The organism is Pseudomonas sp. ME-P-057 (genome assembly GCF_030208975.1).
Lineage (GTDB): Bacteria > Pseudomonadota > Gammaproteobacteria > Pseudomonadales > Pseudomonadaceae > Aquipseudomonas > Aquipseudomonas lutea.
Window position 1 is genome coordinate 53,400 of sequence record NZ_JARVSX010000031.1, and the last position, 16,457, is coordinate 69,856.

Here is a 16,457-nt window from a genome sequence, read left to right on the forward strand (position 1 = left end):
CTGGCAGTGCAGCGTGATCAATGACGGTGCGAGACAGAGCAAAAGCGACGCAAGTCGGAGATGCTGCTTTTTGTATACGATTGGGGTGGGGCTGATGGTACAAAAGCCAGAGACGACAGGGTCATCCCTGGCTACAGGTCACTCCGGCAACTGCATCAGGCCTTCTGGATCGGTCATGGCCCGCTCCAGCAAGTCAGGCGACAGACTTTTACTGGCTCGCGCCCCCAACAGCTTGAGTTGCTCGCTGCGGCTGACGAGGTTGCCGCGCCCTTCGACCAACTTGTTGCGCGCGGCACTGTATGCTTTGTCGAGTTGCTGAAGCCGGTTGCCGACCTCGTCCAGGTCCTGAATGAACAAAACGAATTTGTCGTACAGCCACCCTGCCCGCTCCGCGATCTCACGAGCGTTCTGGCTTTGCCGCTCTTGCTTCCACAGGCTGTCAATGACCCTGAGCGTGGCCAGCAAAGTGGTCGGGCTGACAATCACGATGTTGCGGTCGAAGGCCTCCTGAAACATGTTCGGCTCGGCTTGCAATGCCGCCGAAAACGCCGCTTCTATGGGTACGAAAAGCAATACGAAATCGAGGCTGTGCAGCCCTTCAAGCCGTTTGTAATCCTTGCCCGAAAGACCTTTGACATGATTGCGCAACGACAGCACGTGCTGCTTCAGGGCCGCCTGCGAGATCACCTCATCGTCGGCCGAAACGTACTGCTGATAAGCGGTGAGGCTGACCTTGGCGTCCACCACCACCTGTTTATCACCCGGCAGCATAATCAACACGTCCGGTTGAAAGCGCTCGCCGTCAGGGCCTTTGAGACTGACTTGCGTCTGGTACTCACGACCTTTCTCAAGTCCCGCATGCTCGAGGACACGCTCCAGGATCAGCTCGCCCCAATTACCCTGTGTCTTCTGCCCTTTGAGCGCGCGGGTGAGGTTGGTGGCTTCATCGCTCAAACGCAGATTGAGCTGCTGCAATCGCTCCAGCTCCTTGCTGAGCGAGAACCGCTCCCGGGCTTCATTTTGGTAACTCTCTTCGACGCGCTTTTCAAAGGATTGAATGCGTTCCTTGAGCGGGTTCAGCAGTTGCCCCAACTGCTGCTGGCTGGTCTCGGCGAAGCGTTGCTCGCGCTCATCGAAGATTTTCCCCGCCAGCTCGGCAAACTGCGCACGCAGCTCATCGCGAGAGCCCTGCAAATCGGTGAGGCGCTGCTGGTGACTGTCTTGCTGTTCGCGAAGCTCGGCGCCCAATGATGCGCACTGGGCGTCCAGGCGGCGCAGCTCGGCCTCACGGGCAGTCCGCTCGTGGGCCCATTCCGCCTGTGCCTCCCGCGCTCCCTCGTGCTGCTGACGCAATAACTCGACTTCACGGCGCAACGCCGCCAGATCTGCCTGCTTGACCGCATTGGCTTGAGCAAGATCGCTGATTTCGTCGCGGCTGGCGTCGAGCTGGGCGTTGAGACCGTCCTGGGCCATCTGCGCATTACTCAAGCGCTCATCAAGTAACAGGCTGTCTGCCTCACGTTGTGCGAGGCGGCGGTGCAGTTGCCACGCTACTACCAGCAAGGGTACGCCCGCGCCTGCCAAACCCAGTAGCAGGCTGGTTAAATCAAAAACCATAACATTGCGACTCCACGTTGATGCAGACCGCATTATGCGCAGAACCGATGCAGACGTCCGATCTCGATAAAACAACCCGCAAAAGGCTGCAAAGCGGAGATAAAGCTGGCGAGAGCCCCGAGGTAGAGCCAGCGGTTGGGACAATCCACAGAACCTGTGGATAAGTCAGTGGACAACACCCCTTAAGCTTCCGCAAACGCACGCAGAATGGGGCCTGCGTTCAAACTGACGATTTTTTCACCAGCGTAAAAAAACGATGGTTTTCATTGACTTAATAATTCGTTGCATTAAATCAAGCGGTTAGCGGCGGACGTGACAGTGACATGACAGATACCTTTCGCAATGTGCACAAGTCAAAATCTGCCTCCGATCAGGCGGGTTTTCCATCCGCGCACGCCCGTTGGCATTTGCGCAAACAAAGCGCAGAGCTACCCACCGTTGCGCCACCCTGCAGACACTTACACGCGCTGCCGGGCGTATTTAGTAATTCAATGCTTGCCATGTGTGAGCAAGTCCATTAGCATCGCCGCCGTTAGTACCAAGCTGAAAGTCAATTCTGATCGACTAAATCCCCCAATCCCGGTTCGCCAACTGAGCGAATGGATTGAAAAAAGGGATCGATCACCTCGATGGTTTCCAGGCATGACCTCTCACCTCCTACCGGCAAAACGGAGGGGTGTTCAGGCAACTCATGCACTGCTCAACCAGCCTGCAAATTGATCAGGATCTTCACCTCGAGCATCGAACCTTCGCTCATGTTGTGTTGCCTGCCCTCCTAAGTACCTACCAGTCAGCCCCGCGCCACATTTTATATGCGCTCAACTGGCTGCTTTTGTTCCAGACAGGTTCTGCGCCCTGCCACTGACTCGCATTCGAGCATCGGTCCGCGTTTACTGGAACGTTTTTATATTGCACGCCTCTTATTGCGTGTCGATTCAGGAAACACCGAAACCATGACTACTCATATCCAGACTCAAAACGCTATTCGCACACTGACCAACGCTTTTGCTCCAATGAACTGCCTGATCATGGCAGCGCGCAAAGGCTGCTTCAGCTTCACCATCGTCAACGAGCACGGTATCGCCCGCCACAGCGAGCGTCTGTACCCGGATCAATACTCCAGCCCTGCGCCACTGCAGGCTGTGATCGAACGGACCCGTCAGGCACTGGTTGCCTGATACCGCCCGTCGGCATGTAAAGCTGCATCGACAAGGCCTCACCTCATACAGGTGGGGCTTTTTTGTGCCTGTTTTATCTAGAGAAAAGCGTCAGAGCTACCTCCGGCCTCCGGTTCGCGCGCTGCTCGCGCCGACGAACCCTCCTTAAAACAGCCCTTTACAGCGCAAATATCACACTACACTTCAAGTCAGCGGCGCAGGTCGCTGCCGGCGGGCCCGCTCCATTACTGCTGCCAAGCGTCGGGGTCCGCCGACCCACCAACCCCAGAGGGTTTTATGGGAATCGCCGCCAGTGAACTGTGTTCCTACGTTATTCGCCCGACTCTCCTGTACCTCGATCGATACAATCAGGCCGCAGAAGCCTTTTTGCTGGGCGTTGCCGCATGTCAGTCCGCGTTGGGGGCTGAACTGGACAGCCAGCGCGGTCATGGCCTCTACAGCATCGCTGACGCCCAGCACCGCCGACTTTGGGACGAATACCTGGCGCTGGATCCGGACCTCGCCAGCCTCGTTCGAGGGCTCGCCAGCCAGCACGCCTTCCTGACCGGCCCCGATATGGAGCTGACGGTAAATTTGCGTTACGCCACCGCGATCGCCTGGTTAATGATCGAAGCCAGTCAAATTTCGTTGCCACACGCTGATGATTCGTTGGCCATGGCACAAATGTGGCGCGAGATATTTCAACCCGAAGGGCAGCTCCAGTATTTCACTTCAGCCTGGCAAACATGGGTCAGCCCACTGTTTCAGCCCTCGGCGGCCATTTCGTGACCCGCCGGTTTTAGGTGAAAACGCCACGAACTTTCAGGATTGTCCTACAAAAACCGCTCTAAATCGGCTGCTCCAGGCTATAGCGCGTAGTGAGAAATATTGGTAATTTCCGCGCGGTGATCAACAGGAGTTCTAACAATGAAAAAAACAATGATCAAATCCAGCCTCAGTCTCGCCATTACACTTGCCTCCACTCAGATTTTCGCTTCCGGTTTTGCCCTCAACGAACAAAGCATCAGCGGGATGGGGACCGGGTTTGCGGGCCGTACCTCTTCTGTTGACGACGCCAGCATCGTGTACGGCAACCCCGCCGGCATGTCGAAGCTCAAGCGCGCGCAAGCGACCGTGGGGGTCGCTGCAATCGATGCCAAAACCGATATCACCGACACCAGCGGCAGAAGCACCGGCACAAACAAGGGCGACATGGTGCCTTTCATCGCCGTGCCGATGGGCTTCTATGTCAACCCGGTAGACGAACACTGGGCATTCGGCTTCGGTGTCTACGCCCCGTTTGGTCTGGTGACCGACTACGAAAACAGCTTCCAGGGCCGCAACTTCGGCAGCAAGAGCATCGTGAAAGTCGTGACGTTCCAGCCGACGGTCAGCTACGCCTTCAATGACAAAGTGTCGATCGGCTTCGGTCCGACCATCAACCGTATCTCCGGTGCGCTGGAATCAGCGCTGAACGTGAGCCCGCTGCTGGGTGCACGCACCGGCGACGGCCGTGTCCAGGTCAAAGGCGATGACGTAGGCTACGGTTTCAATGCCGGTATCCTGGTGCAAGCCACCGACACCACCAGCGTGGGTCTGACTTACCATTCCAAAGTGACCTACAAGCTTGAAGGCCACACTGAAGTGACCCCCGGGGCTGGCGTGCCTTCGGCCATCCTGCCAGGCGGTCGCTATGACGCGAAGCTGAACATCGACACTCCGGAAACCGTCGACTTCTCCGTCACTCAGAAAATGAATGACGCGTGGAAGCTGTACGCCGGTGCGACGTGGACACGCTGGAGCCGCCTGGAAGACATTACTGTCAAAAACTCCGGCATCACCCCGGTCTCTCGCCGCGACGCTACCCAATCTCTGGTCGGCACCATCAGCGAAGAGCAAAACTGGCATGACACCTGGGCCTACGCCGTGGGTACTTCGTACCAGTTGAACAAGCAGTGGGTGTTGCGTACCGGTCTGTCATTCGACCAGTCGCCGACCAACAACGAGAACCGCTCGCCGCGCATCCCAACGGGTGACCGTACGATCTTCAGCCTGGGCGCCGGTTACAGCCCGACCGAAGACCTCACCATCGACGTGGCTTATTCCTACCTGCAGGAAGAAGACGTCAAGGTCAGCGACGCCAATGCCTTGGGCCAGTCCTACAACGCCAAGTATGAAAACAGCGCCAATGGTTTTGGCGTGGGCATGACCTACCGCTTCTGATGCCGTTGGCGGGACAGGCACATCACCTGTCCGCCATACAGAAAAACCCCGCAGCCAGCGATGCCTGCGGGGTTTTTCGTTGGAGCGGGTTTAAACCCGAAGCCAGTGGCAAAACGGGCTCAAGGCGCAGACGCGATCGCCTTCTCAATGGCTGAGATCAGCGCGGGGTCATCGGGCGCGGTGTTGCTGGAGAAGCTGGCGACCACATTGCCTTTGCGGTCCACCACATATTTGTAGAAATTCCAGCGAGGCGCACTGCTCTGCTGCGCCAAGACCTTGAACAGGTTGATGGCGTCGGCGCCGCTCACGGGCTGCGGCTCGGTCATGGCGAAGGTCACGCCGTAGTTCACGTAGCAGACTTTGGCGGTTTCGGCGGCGTCTTTGGATTCCTGCAAGAAGTCATCGGACGGCACACCGAGGATTTCCAGCCCCTCGCCCTTGAAGCGCTGGTTCAACGCCTCCAGGCCTTTGAACTGCGGCGCGAAGCCACAGAAACTGGCGGTGTTGACCACCACCATCGGCTTGCCTGCGAACGTCTTGCACAAATCGATGTTCTGTTTGGCGCGCAGCTTGGGCAATTCGCCCTGAAGCAGCGGTGGGCAATCAGCCGCCATGGCTGCGCCGCTGAGGGCAAGCAATAGCAGAGGCACATGAATCCAGCGAAGGGGCATGGCGGTATCCGTTCTAGGTCGGGCAAGGCAAAGGGCGCTGATGACACGCTACTCTGCCGCGCCGCGAATGCCTAGTGATGCCTGACGGGGCGGCAACACAGCCGCGAGCGACCCTTCGCTGTTTAGCCAGTGAACGCTCGCTGCATGGCCTGCGGCGGCTCGCCAAAGGTGCGAAGAAACGCCTGACGCATTCGTTCCCGATCACCGAAGCCGGCCTCACGGGCGACCACCTCGATGGGGTGGCGACTGGTTTCCATCATGGCGCGCGCCACCTCCACCCGCAGGCACTCGACGGCTTTGGCCGGCGTCTGCCCGGTTTCCTCACGAAACACGCGACTGAACTGGCGCGGGCTCAACCGGGCAATCGCCGCGAGGGCGTCGATGGAAAGGTCGCTCGTGAGGTTTTCGCGGGCGTAGGCCAGGGCCAGTCGCACGCGATCAGACTTGGGGTCCAGCTCCAGCAGCGTCGACAACTGCGATTGCTCACTGCCACGCCGCTGATAGACCACCAGTTTGCGCGCAACCTGGCGTGCGATGTCGGCGCCAAGGTCGTTCTCCACCATAGCCAGTGCGAGGTCCAGACCTGCGCTCATGCCGGCGCCGGTCCAGATCTGGCCGTCCACGGTAAACAGTTTGTCATCTTCCACGCGAACGTTCGGGTAGCGCTTGCGAAACTCTGGCGCGTGGAGCCAGTGCATGGTCGCGCGTTTGCCGTCCAGCAGCCCGGCCTCGGCCAGTACGAAGCCGCCCGTGCACAGCGACGCTACCCGGCGCGATTGAACGGACGCAGCGCGGACGAACTCAAGCAGGCTGAGCGTTGGCAATTGCAGGTCCATGTAGCCACTGACGATGGTGGTGTCGTAGCCGTCGGGCTGTAACGGCGTAGTGTTCACCGCAAAGCCCTCGGATGACATGACCGCCCCGCCGCTCTCGGACACCAGATGGAAGGAGTACGCCGCCTCGCCTTGCATGAGGTTCGCGCAGGTCAGCACCGACCCGACTGACAGGCTGAGGGATTGGAATTGGGGGTAGACGACCAGAGCAACGCTATGCATGACACCTCTCCGGCTTTCCCGGTACACGATGGATTGAATCTATGAACGAAGCCTGGTGCGACCTCCGGCCCCGCTCTAGCACCGATGCTGACCGCTGCCTTGGTAACCCAAGCTGTAGAGCCTGATTCTGTCTCTAGGAGCCGGCTTCCTCGCGAACGCATTGGCTCTGCGCCATCTCTATCGGCTGACACGACAAGTTCGCCAGCAAGCCGGCTCCTACAGTGATGCGTCGCATGGCACCCGCCGCCGATTCGTCGACGCCTTGGTCGCGCAGGCTGTTGGACCCGATTATTGCAGCAGACCGAAGGAGCCGGCTTGCTGGCGAACGCGTTGGGTCTGCGCCATCTTTATCGGCTGACACAACCGGTTCGCCAGCAAGCCGGCTCCTACAAGGACACGGCGCATGGCATTCTCCGCCAATTCCGTCGACGCCTTGGGCGCGCAGTCTGTAGGACCCGATTATGGCTGCAGACCGTAGAAGCCGGCTTGCTGGCGAACGCATTGGCTCTGCGCCATCTTTATCGGCTGACACCACCGGTTCGCCAGCGAGCCGGCTCCTACAGGGATGCGTCGCATGGCACTCTCCGCCAATTTCGTCTACGCCTTGGGCGCGCAGGCTGTAGGACCCGATTATGGCCGCAGACCGTAGGAGCCGGCTTGCTGGCGAACGCGGTGGTTCAGCGCCATCTTTATCGGCTGACACAACGTACGTCAGCGACGCGTCGTTTGCCATGGGCACGCCGCGTCTATCCATCTCACATCAGCGCCAATGTGACCAGCACCAGGGTTTCGAGCAGCTCCAGCATGGCCCCGGCGGTATCGCCTGTACTGCCTCCCAAGCGCCGGATCATTACCCGGCGCAGCCAGAAGAAACTACCGGTGCAGATCAGCAACACGCATACCGCAGCCCAGCCGCCCATGAATACGCAAAACAGAGCCACCGTCGCTAGCACACGCAAGCCGGCCTTGCGCGGCAGATGGTCGGCGAGCGCCTGGCCCAGCCCGCCGGGGCGAACATAAGGTGTGTTCATAAACAATGCCAGCATGGCCGTGCGGGCAATCACCGGGGCCAGCAACAGGCCAAGGCTGCAGTGCGCCTCAATCAGCGCAAGTGCAGCGCTGAACTTCAACAACAAGACCACCACCAGCGTGACCACAGCGATGGGGCCGCTGCGCGGGTCTTTCATGATGACCAGCGTGCGCTCGCGGTCACCGAATCCACCCAGCCAGGCGTCAGCGCTGTCGGCCAGACCGTCCAGATGCAGTCCACCGCTGAGCATCACCCAGGCGCCCAGCAGCAAGGCCGCATGCAACAGCAACGGCGAGCCTTCCAGGACTTGATCGAGCGCCAACAGCAGCAGGCCGAACAACAGCCCTACCAAGGGATAAAACAACAACGAGCGCCCCGATTGCTGCGGGGTCGGCATGCCCGGCAGACGAATCGGCAAGCTGCTGAGGAACTGCAAAGCGATCCAGAAAGGCAGCATTCAGCGCTCCATCAACTGACCATCGGCCTGCACGTCGAGGCCAAACAGGCCACCGTGAGGCACGCTGACCTGCAGCAGTTGCTCGCGCGGCAGGCCACGGGCGCGGGCCAACAACAAACGCATGACCCCACCGTGACTGATCAACAGCACGCGCTTGCCATCATGTGCGTTCTGCAACCTTTCAACGGCAGCGAGTACTCGGCTAGCAAATGCCTGCACCGGTTCGCCGTTGGGCGGGGTAAAGGCGTACGGGTCTTCCCAGAAGCGCCCCAGCCCCGCTGCGTCAGTTTCCATCAACTGCGCGGGGCTCTGCCCTTCCCAGTCGCCAAAGTGCAGCTCCTGAAAATCCGCTTCCTGCTCGACCGGCAAGCCCAGCTGCGCAGCCAGTTCCTCAGCGAAGCGCGCGCAGCGTTGCAGCGGCGAACTGACGATCACATTCCATGGCCCATGGTCGAGCACCGCCGCACGCATCTGCTGCCAGCCAGCGTCGGTCAGCGCGTCGTTGATGCTCCCGCGCAGCCCGCCACCCAATTCGGTCTCGCCATGGCGCAACAAGTCCAGGCGCAGGCTCATGCGGGACGGTCTGCCACGGCGGCTTCGGCAAATGTTGCCATGCCGTTGTGCAGTTCACAGGCCAGGCGCAACAGCGGGACCGCGAGCGCTGCACCGCTGCCTTCACCCAGGCGCAAGCCTAAATCAAGCAAGGGTTCGGCCTGCAAGGCTTCCAGCACCAGACGGTGGCCCGGCTCGGCGCCACGATGAGCGAAAAACAGCCATGCCCTACAGGACGGATTGATGCGCACTGCCACCAGCGCCGCCACCGTGCAGATAAAGCCATCGACCAGCGCTGCCATGCCCTCCTGAGCGCACGCGAGGTACGCGCCGACCAACGCCGCAACCTCGAACCCACCCAAGGCGCGAAGGCTGCCGAGCGGGTCGCCGATGGATTGAGCATGCAGCCGCAGTGCGCGGTCGATCACCTGAGCCTTGTGGCTAACGCCCTGCGCATCCAGGCCGGTCCCAGGACCCACCAGCGAGGCAGCCGGGCATTCGAGCAACGCACAGGCCAGCGCCGTGGCGACGGTGGTATTACCGATCCCCATTTCCCCGCCGATGAACAATTGCGCACCTGCCGCACTGGCACGTAGAACGCTATCGCGCCCACCGTCCAGCGCGGCTTGAAGCTGGGCTTCGCTCATCGCCGGGCCCTGAGCAAAGTTCGCCGTGCCCGGGCCGAGGTTGAGGTGCCGAACACCCGGCAGGTTGAGGCGCGCCACCGTACCCAGGTCGACCACATCCAGCTGCGCCGAGAGTTGCCGGGCCAACACGCTGATGGCCGCGCCGCCCATGATGAAGTTGTGCAGCATTTGACCGGTCACCGCCTGCGGGTACGCTGAGACGCCTTCAGCCACTACACCGTGGTCACCCGCAAAAATCGCGATCCAGACCTCGTCAACCTTCGGCCGCGGACTCCCTTGCAGCCCGGCCAGTTGGACCGCGACCTGTTCCAGACGCCCCAGCGAACCGCTCGGCTTGGTCAGTTGCTGCTGTCGGGCCAGCGCATCTTCGCGGCTGGCCTGATCGACTTCTCGGGCAGGTGTGAGCCACCAGACGTTGTTCATAGTGCAGGTCCTTTCAGGGTCATCGGCAGTCCGGCAACGGTGAACACCACGCGATGGCAGCGTTCGGCCAGCGCCTGATGCAGCCAGCCGGCCTCATCGACGTAACGACGGGTCAGCTCTCCGAGGGGCACGACGCCCAGCCCGGTTTCGTTGCTGACAAAAATGATTTCGCCGGGCAGTTGCGCGAGGCTGTCGAGCAATGCATCGCGCGCCTCGGTGAGGCGTTGCGGATCGTCCAGCATCAGCAGATTGGTCAGCCACAGCGTCAGGCAATCCACCAACAGGCAGCGTCCGGCGCCGGCGTTGTCCCGGAGAACGCGCGCCAGTTCAACAGGCTCCTCGATCAGCCCCCACTGCTGCGGGCGACGCTGGCGATGCAACGCGACGCGCTGATTCATTTCGCCGTCCAGCGGCTGGCTGGTGGCGATATAGATCACGTCCAGCCCACTGTCGCTGGCCAGTTTTTCGGCCAATCGGCTTTTGCCGGAGCGTGCACCGCCCAGAATAAATTGCAGCATCAGGGTTGCTCCAGGCCGCAGAGTTCACGCAGTAATTGGCCGTCCAGGTGGGCTTCCACCAGATCGGCCAAGCGCTCGATGTCGCGCTCGCGCAACGCGTGATAATCGACCGGCTGCACGTTTTGCAGCCCGGCCCAGCGAAGCAAGGCGCTGCTCGACGCCGGGTTCTCGAACAGCCCGTGCAAGTAGGTCCCCAGTACTTGGCCATCGAGACTGCGCGCGCCATCGCTGCGTCCGTCCGCCAACGCCACCAGAGGCTGCTCCAGCGCAGGACCCGTTGTCACGCCCGCGTGAATTTCGTACCCCGTCACCTCTGCGCCTTCTAGGGTCAGTCGACCGCTCACGTTGCGCAGTTGTTTCTCTTCTTCGAGCACCGTGTTCAAGGCCAACAGTCCCAGACCCGGACTGGACCCGGCAGCACCCTCGAGCCCCAGCGGGTCGTGCAACTGCTCGCCGAGCATTTGCAGCCCACCGCAAATACCCAGCACTTTGCCGCCATAGCGCAGGTGACGTTGAATGGCGGTGTCCCAGCCGTTGGCGCGCAGGTAGGCCAGATCACTGCGTACGCTTTTCGAGCCGGGCAGGATAATCAGATCGGCGGGCGGAATGGCTTGCCCCGGCCCGACAAACTGCAGGTTGACCTGCGGATGCAGCCGCAGCGGGTCGAAGTCGGTGTGATTGCTGATGCGCGGCAACACCGGGACCACGACATTGATCACCTGCTCGGCTTTATCGGTCTGGCGCTGGTCAAGTCCGTCTTCAGCTTCCAGGTGCAAGTCCATCACGTAGGGAAGCACGCCGACCACGGGCTTGCCGGTGCGCTGTTCAAGCCAATCCAGGCCGGGCTGCAACAACGCGATGTCGCCGCGAAACCGATTGATGATGAAGCCTTTGACGCGCGCCTGTTCGCTGGGCGACAGCAACTCCAGCGTGCCGACCAGATGTGCGAAGACCCCGCCACGATTGATATCGGCCACCAGCAATACCGGGCAATCCACCGCTTCGGCAAAGCCCATATTGGCGATGTCGCCTGCGCGCAGGTTGATCTCTGCCGGCGACCCGGCGCCTTCCACCATGACCACGGGCCAGTTTTCACTGAGCCGCCGATGGGAGGCGAGCACCGCCTGCATGGCGATCGCTTTGTAATCGTGATACGCCACAGCGTTCATGGTCGTGACAGCGCGACCGTGAATGATCACCTGTGCGCCGGTGTCACTGTTGGGCTTGAGCAGCACCGGATTCATGTCGGTATGCGGCGCGAGCCCGCACGCCTGCGCTTGCACTGCCTGCGCTCGGCCGATCTCGCCGCCATCCGCTGTCACGGCGCTGTTGAGCGCCATGTTCTGTGGCTTGAACGGCACGGTGCGAACACCCTGGCGGGTCAGCCAGCGGCAGATGGCCGTCACCAGCGTACTTTTACCCGCGTCGGAGGTGGTGCCCTGCACCATCAGGGTCTTGCCGACGTTCATGCTCGATCCCGGGAGAATTCGCTCAGCACCTGCTCCAGACGCTGCCAGTCAGCCTCGTCGCGAGGCAGTCCGAAACGCAGGCTGCTGTTGTGGGTAAAGAGGCGTAGAAGGACGCCGCGTTGTGCGCAGAACTCGTACACATCCTCGGCCAGCGGCGTGATCAGCCATTGAAAAAGCGCGCAGCCGCCCATGGGGGCGAAGCCGTGGCGATCCAGCACCTCGACCAGCCGCTGACCCGCCTGTTCGGTGCGTAAGCGCTGGCGCTGGTGGCCTGCGACGTCATTCAGGCATGCCTGTCCGAGGATGCGGGTCGGGCCGCTGACCGACCAGGGACCGATCTGCCGTGCCATGACTTTCAGAAAACGCGATTCGGCCAGCACAAAGCCCAGGCGCACGCCGGCCAGTCCAAAAAACTTGCCGAACGAACGCAGCACGATGAGCCCCGAGCGCTGGGTGTAGGCGGCCAGGCTCAGTTCTGGCGTGTTGTCCATGAACGCTTCGTCGACCACCAGCCAGCCGCCACGCTGGGCCAGACGTGCGTGCCATTCCAGCAGGCGTTCGGGCGGCAGGCTCAGCCCGGTAGGGTTGTTCGGGTTGACCACGACGAGCACGTCGATCAGGTCAATGAAACGCTCCACCTCATGCTCGAGCACCTCTCGCACCAGAAACCCGTTGCTGCGCCAGGCTTCGGCATGCTCGGCATAACACGGAGACAGCACGCCGACCTTGCCGGTCTGACGCAAGCGCGGCAGGGTCTGAATGGCGGCTTGAGAACCGGCCACCGGCAACACGTCCACGGCGCCGTAGTATCGGCGAGCAGCGGCTTCCAGGCCGTCTTCGGTTTCCGGCAGGCGCGCCCACGCAGCTTCCGGGATGGCCGGAACGGGCCAGGACCAGGGTGATATGCCGCTGGACAGGTCAAGCCAGTCCGCTTCATCAATGCCGTACTTCAGGACTGCTCCACGCAATCGGCCGCCGTGTTCAAGCATAAAATTCTGTCCCCAGACACAAGATCAGCAACCACAGCCACACGCCGCGCTGCACCAGTTGCCAACCGCGATCAATCGAGTCGGCGTCCGCCGGCACGCCGTCGCCCAAGGTCGCGCGATCATGCAGCTCGCCGTGGTAAATCGCCGGGCCACCGAGTTCGACGCCCAAAGCGCCAGCACCGGCAGCCATTACCGGCCCGGCGTTGGGGCTGTCCCACTTCGGTGCCTGGGTGCGCCAGCAACGCAGCGCAAGTCGTGTGGTGCCCAGCAGCGCGTAGGTCAGCGCTACCAGGCGGGCCGGAATATAGTTGAGCAGGTCATCGATTTTAGCCGCCGCCCAGCCGAAGCGTTCAAAGCGTTCGTTACGATAGCCCCACATCGCGTCGAGCGTATTGCTCAGGCGGTAAAGCACGACGCCCGGTGCGCCGAGCACAACGAACCAGAAGATCGCCGCGAACACGGCGTCGCTGCCGTTTTCCAGCACCGACTCGGTCGCCGCACGCGCCACTTCGGTACTGTCCAGCTCCGCAGTCTGCCGGCTGACCAGATAGCCCACCCGTCGACGGGCTTCGTCCAGATTGTCGCTGCGCAGCGCCTCGGCCACCGGTTCGACGTGCTCACCCAGACTGCGCAAACCCAGCGCGCAATACAGCGCCAGCACTTCCACCAGCCAGCCAATGAACGGCAGCCAACTGAGCAGCGTTGCAATCAGTGTCAGCGGGACCACAGCGATAAACCAGGCCGTCACGCCATGGCTGCGCCAGCCCCTGCCGGCCGCATTCAGGCGTTGTTCGATGCGCTCGGCAAAACGACCGAACGCTACCAACGGGTGGTTCCGTTTGGGCTCACCGAGCAGCGCGTCCAGCGCCACCCCGGCGACGCTCAATAACGCCACACTCATTCAGTCACTCCCCATGTGTTCTGGTACACCAGCTCTTGCACCGCGCGCGGCTGCGCCCAGCCCTCCAGCACCAGCATCGGTGCCGGGTAAAATTCCTTGACCGGGCCCAGACACAGAATGGCCAGGGGTTTCGAACCGGTTGGCATCTTGAGCAACTCGGCCAGTGCCTGTGGCTCGAACAACGACACCCAGCCCATCCCCAGGCCCTCGGCGCGCGCCGCCAGCCATAGGTTTTGAATGGCGCACGACAACGAGGCCATGTCCATTTCCGGCAAGGTCCGGCGGCCGAAGATATGCTTTTCACGGTCATCCATCAGCGCTGCAACCAGCACTTCGGCGCAATCGGTGATGCCCTCGACTTTGAGCTTCATGAAGTCGTCGGAACGCTCGCCCAGTGCTTCGGCAGTGCGGATGCGCTCTTCTTCCACCTGGGCTTGTATCTGCGCACGCAGCGCCGAATCGGTGATGCGGATGAAGCGCCACGGCTGCATCAGCCCGACGCTCGGGGCGTGGTGAGCTGCTTCCAGCAGACGATTCAACAATTGGGGCGCAACCACGCCGCCTGCGAAGTGACGCATGTCTCGACGCTCGGCGATGGCGCGGTAAACGGCGGCGCGTTCGGGATCGGTGAAGGTGTGGTCAGTCATGGATTGCCTGCCCCGCGTTTGAAACACAGGAATCACCGTCGATGCAGCCATTGTGGGAGTGAGCTTGCTCGCGAAAGCGCTGGGTCAGCCAGACAAATACATCAGACAGACAGCCTTCGCGAGCAAGCTCGCTCCCACAAGGAGACAGCGACAGAAGCCCCAGATCAGGCATGTTCATGGCAAAAACAGCGCCGCCACCGCCTGAGGATTTGAGGGGAAGTAGAAATGCACGTAGGAAGCAGTCATGCGCCCCTCGCGGTACACCGCCTCAGCGCCACGGCCGCCGTTGGGGCTGAGGCCACGGGCGATAGGCGTGAGTTCGGTGCTGGTCAGGGAATGGTGATACGTGTGGCCGCGCAGCGTGCCTTCCGGAAGCTCGACCGATTGCAGCGCCAGCGCCGCCAGCCGTTTTTGCATCACCGCTTCGCCCTTGAGCAAGCCAACCCCTTCAGCACGCTGACCCTCAACATCGGTCAGGGCGTCGAGCAGGTACAACATGCCCCCGCATTCCGCGAGGAGCGGTTTGCCGGCCGCATGATGGGCGCGAATGGCAGCACGCATCCCATGATTTTCAGCGAGGGCCGTGTGGTGCAGTTCCGGGTAACCGCCTGGCAGATACAGGCCATCTGCGTCGGGCAACTCGCGGTCGCGGATCGGCGAAAAGAACAGCAACTCGGCGCCCATTTCCCGCAACAGGTCCAGGCTCGCGCCGTAGAAGAAGGCGAAGGCTTCATCGTGGGCGATCGCAATGCGTACACCGGCGAGTAAAGGTTCGGCAGGAACATGCTCCGGCGCGGTAAAGGTCACCGGCGGCGGCAGCGTGGCATCGCAGGTGCTGCCCAGCGCTGCGGCAGCGGCATCCAGGCGCGCGTCCAGATCGTTCAGTTCGCTGGCCTGAACCAGCCCGAGGTGACGGCTGGGCAGTTCGATGCCGGTCTCGCGGGACAGCGCACCGTACCAGCGCAGGCCCTCGGTCAAACTGCCTTCCAGCAACTGCGCGTGGCGCACCGTACCGACGCGGTTGGCCAGCACACCCGCGAACGGCAGGTCCGGCTGATAACGCGCCAGACCCAGCGCCAGAGCGCCAAAGGTTTGCGCCATGGCCGTGCCATCGATGACCCCCAGCACGGGCACGCCGAAGCGCCGGGCCAGGTCCGCGCTCGAAGGCGTGCCGTCGAACAGACCCATGACGCCTTCGATGAGAATCAGGTCCGCTTCGGCGGCGGCTTCCCACAACAAGCGGCGGCTTTCGGCTTCGCCCACCATCCACATGTCCAGCTGGTAAACCGGGTGGCCGCTGGCGCGCTCAAGAATCATCGGATCGAGAAAGTCGGGGCCGCACTTGAACACCCGCACCTTTCGCCCCTGATTGCGGTGCAAGCGGGCCAGTGCCGCAGTGACGGTGGTTTTGCCTTGGCCTGATGCGGGCGCGGCGATCAACACGGCCGGGCAATGCCGGGGTTGGCGATCACTCACAGCTCGATGCCTTTTTGCGCCTTGATGCCCGCTTGAAAGGCGTGCTTGATCACGCCGATCTCGGACACGGTGTCGGAAAGATCAATCAACTCTTGTTTTGCACCGCGACCGGTGACGATGACGTGCTGCATGGGCGGACGCGCCTGCAGGTCGCTCAGCACCTGCTCCAGGTCAAGATAGCCGTGCTTGAGGGCAATGTTCAGCTCGTCCAGAACCACCAGGCCCAGGGAAGCGTCGTTGAGCATTTCCCGGGTCACGGCCCAGGCAGATTCGGCTGCGGCAATGTCACGCTGCCGATCCTGGGTTTCCCAGGTAAAGCCTTCGCCCATGACGTGATAGCGCACTTGCTCGGGGAAGCGGCGGAAGAACAGCTCTTCGCCGGTGCTGTTGCGGCCTTTGATGAACTGCACGACGCCGCATTGCATGCCATGCCCCATGGCGCGGGCGAGCATGCCGAAGGCAGAGCTGCTCTTGCCCTTGCCATTACCGGTCAGCACCAGCAGCAACCCACATTCGTTGGGTGCGCTGGATATGCGCTCGTCCATCACCGCCTTTTTGCGCAGCATGCGCGCCAGGTGGCGTTCGTCTCGTTCGGGGGATTCGCTCATCTCAGCTCTCCGCTTGA

At 61.7% G+C, this 16,457-nt stretch carries 16 protein-coding genes; 3 read left to right on the top strand and 13 right to left on the bottom strand.

Features of this window, described 5'->3' with window-relative positions; genetic code table 11:
- Nucleotides 1-138 precede the first annotated feature (138 nt).
- Nucleotides 139-1,473, bottom strand: a complete 1,335-nt coding sequence (locus QRN48_RS16190; RefSeq protein ID WP_162835403.1) for a DNA recombination protein RmuC — start codon at nt 1,471-1,473, stop codon at nt 139-141.
- A 1,097-nt stretch (nt 1,474-2,570) separates the two neighbouring features.
- On the opposite strand from QRN48_RS16190, the gene QRN48_RS16195 reads away from it, so the two are divergent.
- From QRN48_RS16195 to QRN48_RS16205, 3 genes are all read left to right on the top strand, one after another.
- A complete protein-coding gene (locus tag QRN48_RS16195) occupies nt 2,571-2,795 on the top strand; it encodes a hypothetical protein (RefSeq protein ID WP_191945246.1) in 225 nt (74 codons plus the stop codon).
- A gap of 276 nt (nt 2,796-3,071) precedes the next feature.
- Nucleotides 3,072-3,563 carry a hypothetical protein gene (locus QRN48_RS16200; protein ID WP_037011951.1) on the top strand — a complete coding sequence of 164 codons (492 nt, stop codon included), beginning with the start codon at nt 3,072-3,074 and terminating at the stop codon, nt 3,561-3,563.
- A gap of 138 nt (nt 3,564-3,701) precedes the next feature.
- Complete coding sequence (locus tag QRN48_RS16205) at nt 3,702-4,997, top strand: OmpP1/FadL family transporter (RefSeq protein ID WP_191945245.1); 1,296 nt, start codon at nt 3,702-3,704, stop codon at nt 4,995-4,997.
- A gap of 119 nt (nt 4,998-5,116) precedes the next feature.
- On the opposite strand, the gene QRN48_RS16210 is transcribed toward QRN48_RS16205, so the two are convergent.
- The 12 genes from QRN48_RS16210 to cobO form a co-directional block, all read right to left on the bottom strand.
- Complete coding sequence (locus QRN48_RS16210; RefSeq protein ID WP_285351669.1) at nt 5,117-5,668, bottom strand: glutathione peroxidase; 552 nt, start codon at nt 5,666-5,668, stop codon at nt 5,117-5,119.
- A gap of 122 nt (nt 5,669-5,790) precedes the next feature.
- Nucleotides 5,791-6,723, bottom strand: coding sequence for a GlxA family transcriptional regulator (locus QRN48_RS16215; RefSeq protein WP_285351670.1), 933 nt, complete (start codon nt 6,721-6,723; stop codon nt 5,791-5,793).
- A 755-nt stretch (nt 6,724-7,478) separates the two neighbouring features.
- A complete protein-coding gene (locus QRN48_RS16220; RefSeq protein ID WP_191945243.1) occupies nt 7,479-8,210 on the bottom strand; it encodes an adenosylcobinamide-GDP ribazoletransferase in 732 nt (243 codons plus the stop codon).
- Nucleotides 8,211-8,783 carry an alpha-ribazole phosphatase family protein gene (gene cobC, locus QRN48_RS16225; RefSeq protein WP_285351672.1) on the bottom strand — a complete coding sequence of 191 codons (573 nt, stop codon included), beginning with the start codon at nt 8,781-8,783 and terminating at the stop codon, nt 8,211-8,213.
- On the bottom strand, nt 8,780-9,832 hold the full coding sequence (gene cobT, locus QRN48_RS16230) for a nicotinate-nucleotide--dimethylbenzimidazole phosphoribosyltransferase (RefSeq protein WP_285351674.1): 1,053 nt from the start codon (nt 9,830-9,832) through the stop codon (nt 8,780-8,782). Before cobT ends, cobC begins: the two co-directional genes overlap by 4 nt.
- Nucleotides 9,829-10,350 (bottom strand): bifunctional adenosylcobinamide kinase/adenosylcobinamide-phosphate guanylyltransferase, encoded by a 522-nt coding sequence (cobU, locus tag QRN48_RS16235; RefSeq protein WP_191945240.1) that lies wholly within the window; start codon nt 10,348-10,350, stop codon nt 9,829-9,831. The genes cobT and cobU overlap by 4 nt, the downstream gene beginning before the upstream one ends.
- Nucleotides 10,350-11,819 (bottom strand): cobyric acid synthase, encoded by a 1,470-nt coding sequence (locus QRN48_RS16240; protein ID WP_285351677.1) that lies wholly within the window; start codon nt 11,817-11,819, stop codon nt 10,350-10,352. Before QRN48_RS16240 ends, cobU begins: the two co-directional genes overlap by 1 nt.
- Nucleotides 11,816-12,808, bottom strand: a complete 993-nt coding sequence (cobD, locus tag QRN48_RS16245) for a threonine-phosphate decarboxylase CobD (protein WP_285351679.1) — start codon at nt 12,806-12,808, stop codon at nt 11,816-11,818. Before cobD ends, QRN48_RS16240 begins: the two co-directional genes overlap by 4 nt.
- Nucleotides 12,801-13,709 (bottom strand): adenosylcobinamide-phosphate synthase CbiB, encoded by a 909-nt coding sequence (gene cbiB / locus QRN48_RS16250; protein ID WP_285351680.1) that lies wholly within the window; start codon nt 13,707-13,709, stop codon nt 12,801-12,803. The genes cobD and cbiB overlap by 8 nt, the downstream gene beginning before the upstream one ends.
- Nucleotides 13,706-14,356 (bottom strand): 5,6-dimethylbenzimidazole synthase, encoded by a 651-nt coding sequence (gene bluB / locus QRN48_RS16255; RefSeq protein WP_037011972.1) that lies wholly within the window; start codon nt 14,354-14,356, stop codon nt 13,706-13,708. Before bluB ends, cbiB begins: the two co-directional genes overlap by 4 nt.
- A gap of 174 nt (nt 14,357-14,530) precedes the next feature.
- Nucleotides 14,531-15,832, bottom strand: a complete 1,302-nt coding sequence (locus tag QRN48_RS16260) for a cobyrinic acid a,c-diamide synthase CobB (protein WP_037013196.1) — start codon at nt 15,830-15,832, stop codon at nt 14,531-14,533.
- Nucleotides 15,829-16,440 (bottom strand): cob(I)yrinic acid a,c-diamide adenosyltransferase, encoded by a 612-nt coding sequence (gene cobO, locus QRN48_RS16265; protein WP_285351685.1) that lies wholly within the window; start codon nt 16,438-16,440, stop codon nt 15,829-15,831. The genes QRN48_RS16260 and cobO overlap by 4 nt, the downstream gene beginning before the upstream one ends.
- Nucleotides 16,441-16,457 lie beyond the last annotated feature (17 nt).

Excerpts from the sequence above, each read along its gene's own strand:
- bluB (WP_037011972.1), bottom strand. The coding sequence starts at position 14,356 with ATGACTGACCACACCTTCACCGATCCCGAACGCGCCGCCGTTTACCGC.
- QRN48_RS16240 (WP_285351677.1), bottom strand. The coding sequence starts at position 11,819 with ATGAACGTCGGCAAGACCCTGATGGTGCAGGGCACCACCTCCGACGCG.
- cobC (WP_285351672.1), bottom strand. The coding sequence starts at position 8,783 with ATGAGCCTGCGCCTGGACTTGTTGCGCCATGGCGAGACCGAATTGGGT.
- cobD (WP_285351679.1), bottom strand. The coding sequence starts at position 12,808 with ATGCTTGAACACGGCGGCCGATTGCGTGGAGCAGTCCTGAAGTACGGC.
- QRN48_RS16190 (WP_162835403.1), bottom strand. The coding sequence starts at position 1,473 with ATGGCCCAGGACGGTCTCAACGCCCAGCTCGACGCCAGCCGCGACGAA.
- QRN48_RS16215 (WP_285351670.1), bottom strand. The coding sequence starts at position 6,723 with ATGCATAGCGTTGCTCTGGTCGTCTACCCCCAATTCCAATCCCTCAGC.
- QRN48_RS16205 (WP_191945245.1), top strand. The coding sequence starts at position 3,702 with ATGAAAAAAACAATGATCAAATCCAGCCTCAGTCTCGCCATTACACTT.
- cbiB (WP_285351680.1), bottom strand. The coding sequence starts at position 13,709 with ATGAGTGTGGCGTTATTGAGCGTCGCCGGGGTGGCGCTGGACGCGCTG.
- cobT (WP_285351674.1), bottom strand. The coding sequence starts at position 9,832 with ATGAACAACGTCTGGTGGCTCACACCTGCCCGAGAAGTCGATCAGGCC.
- cobO (WP_285351685.1), bottom strand. The coding sequence starts at position 16,440 with ATGAGCGAATCCCCCGAACGAGACGAACGCCACCTGGCGCGCATGCTG.
- QRN48_RS16210 (WP_285351669.1), bottom strand. The coding sequence starts at position 5,668 with ATGCCCCTTCGCTGGATTCATGTGCCTCTGCTATTGCTTGCCCTCAGC.
- cobU (WP_191945240.1), bottom strand. The coding sequence starts at position 10,350 with ATGCTGCAATTTATTCTGGGCGGTGCACGCTCCGGCAAAAGCCGATTG.
- QRN48_RS16195 (WP_191945246.1), top strand. The coding sequence starts at position 2,571 with ATGACTACTCATATCCAGACTCAAAACGCTATTCGCACACTGACCAAC.
- QRN48_RS16200 (WP_037011951.1), top strand. The coding sequence starts at position 3,072 with ATGGGAATCGCCGCCAGTGAACTGTGTTCCTACGTTATTCGCCCGACT.
- QRN48_RS16220 (WP_191945243.1), bottom strand. The coding sequence starts at position 8,210 with ATGCTGCCTTTCTGGATCGCTTTGCAGTTCCTCAGCAGCTTGCCGATT.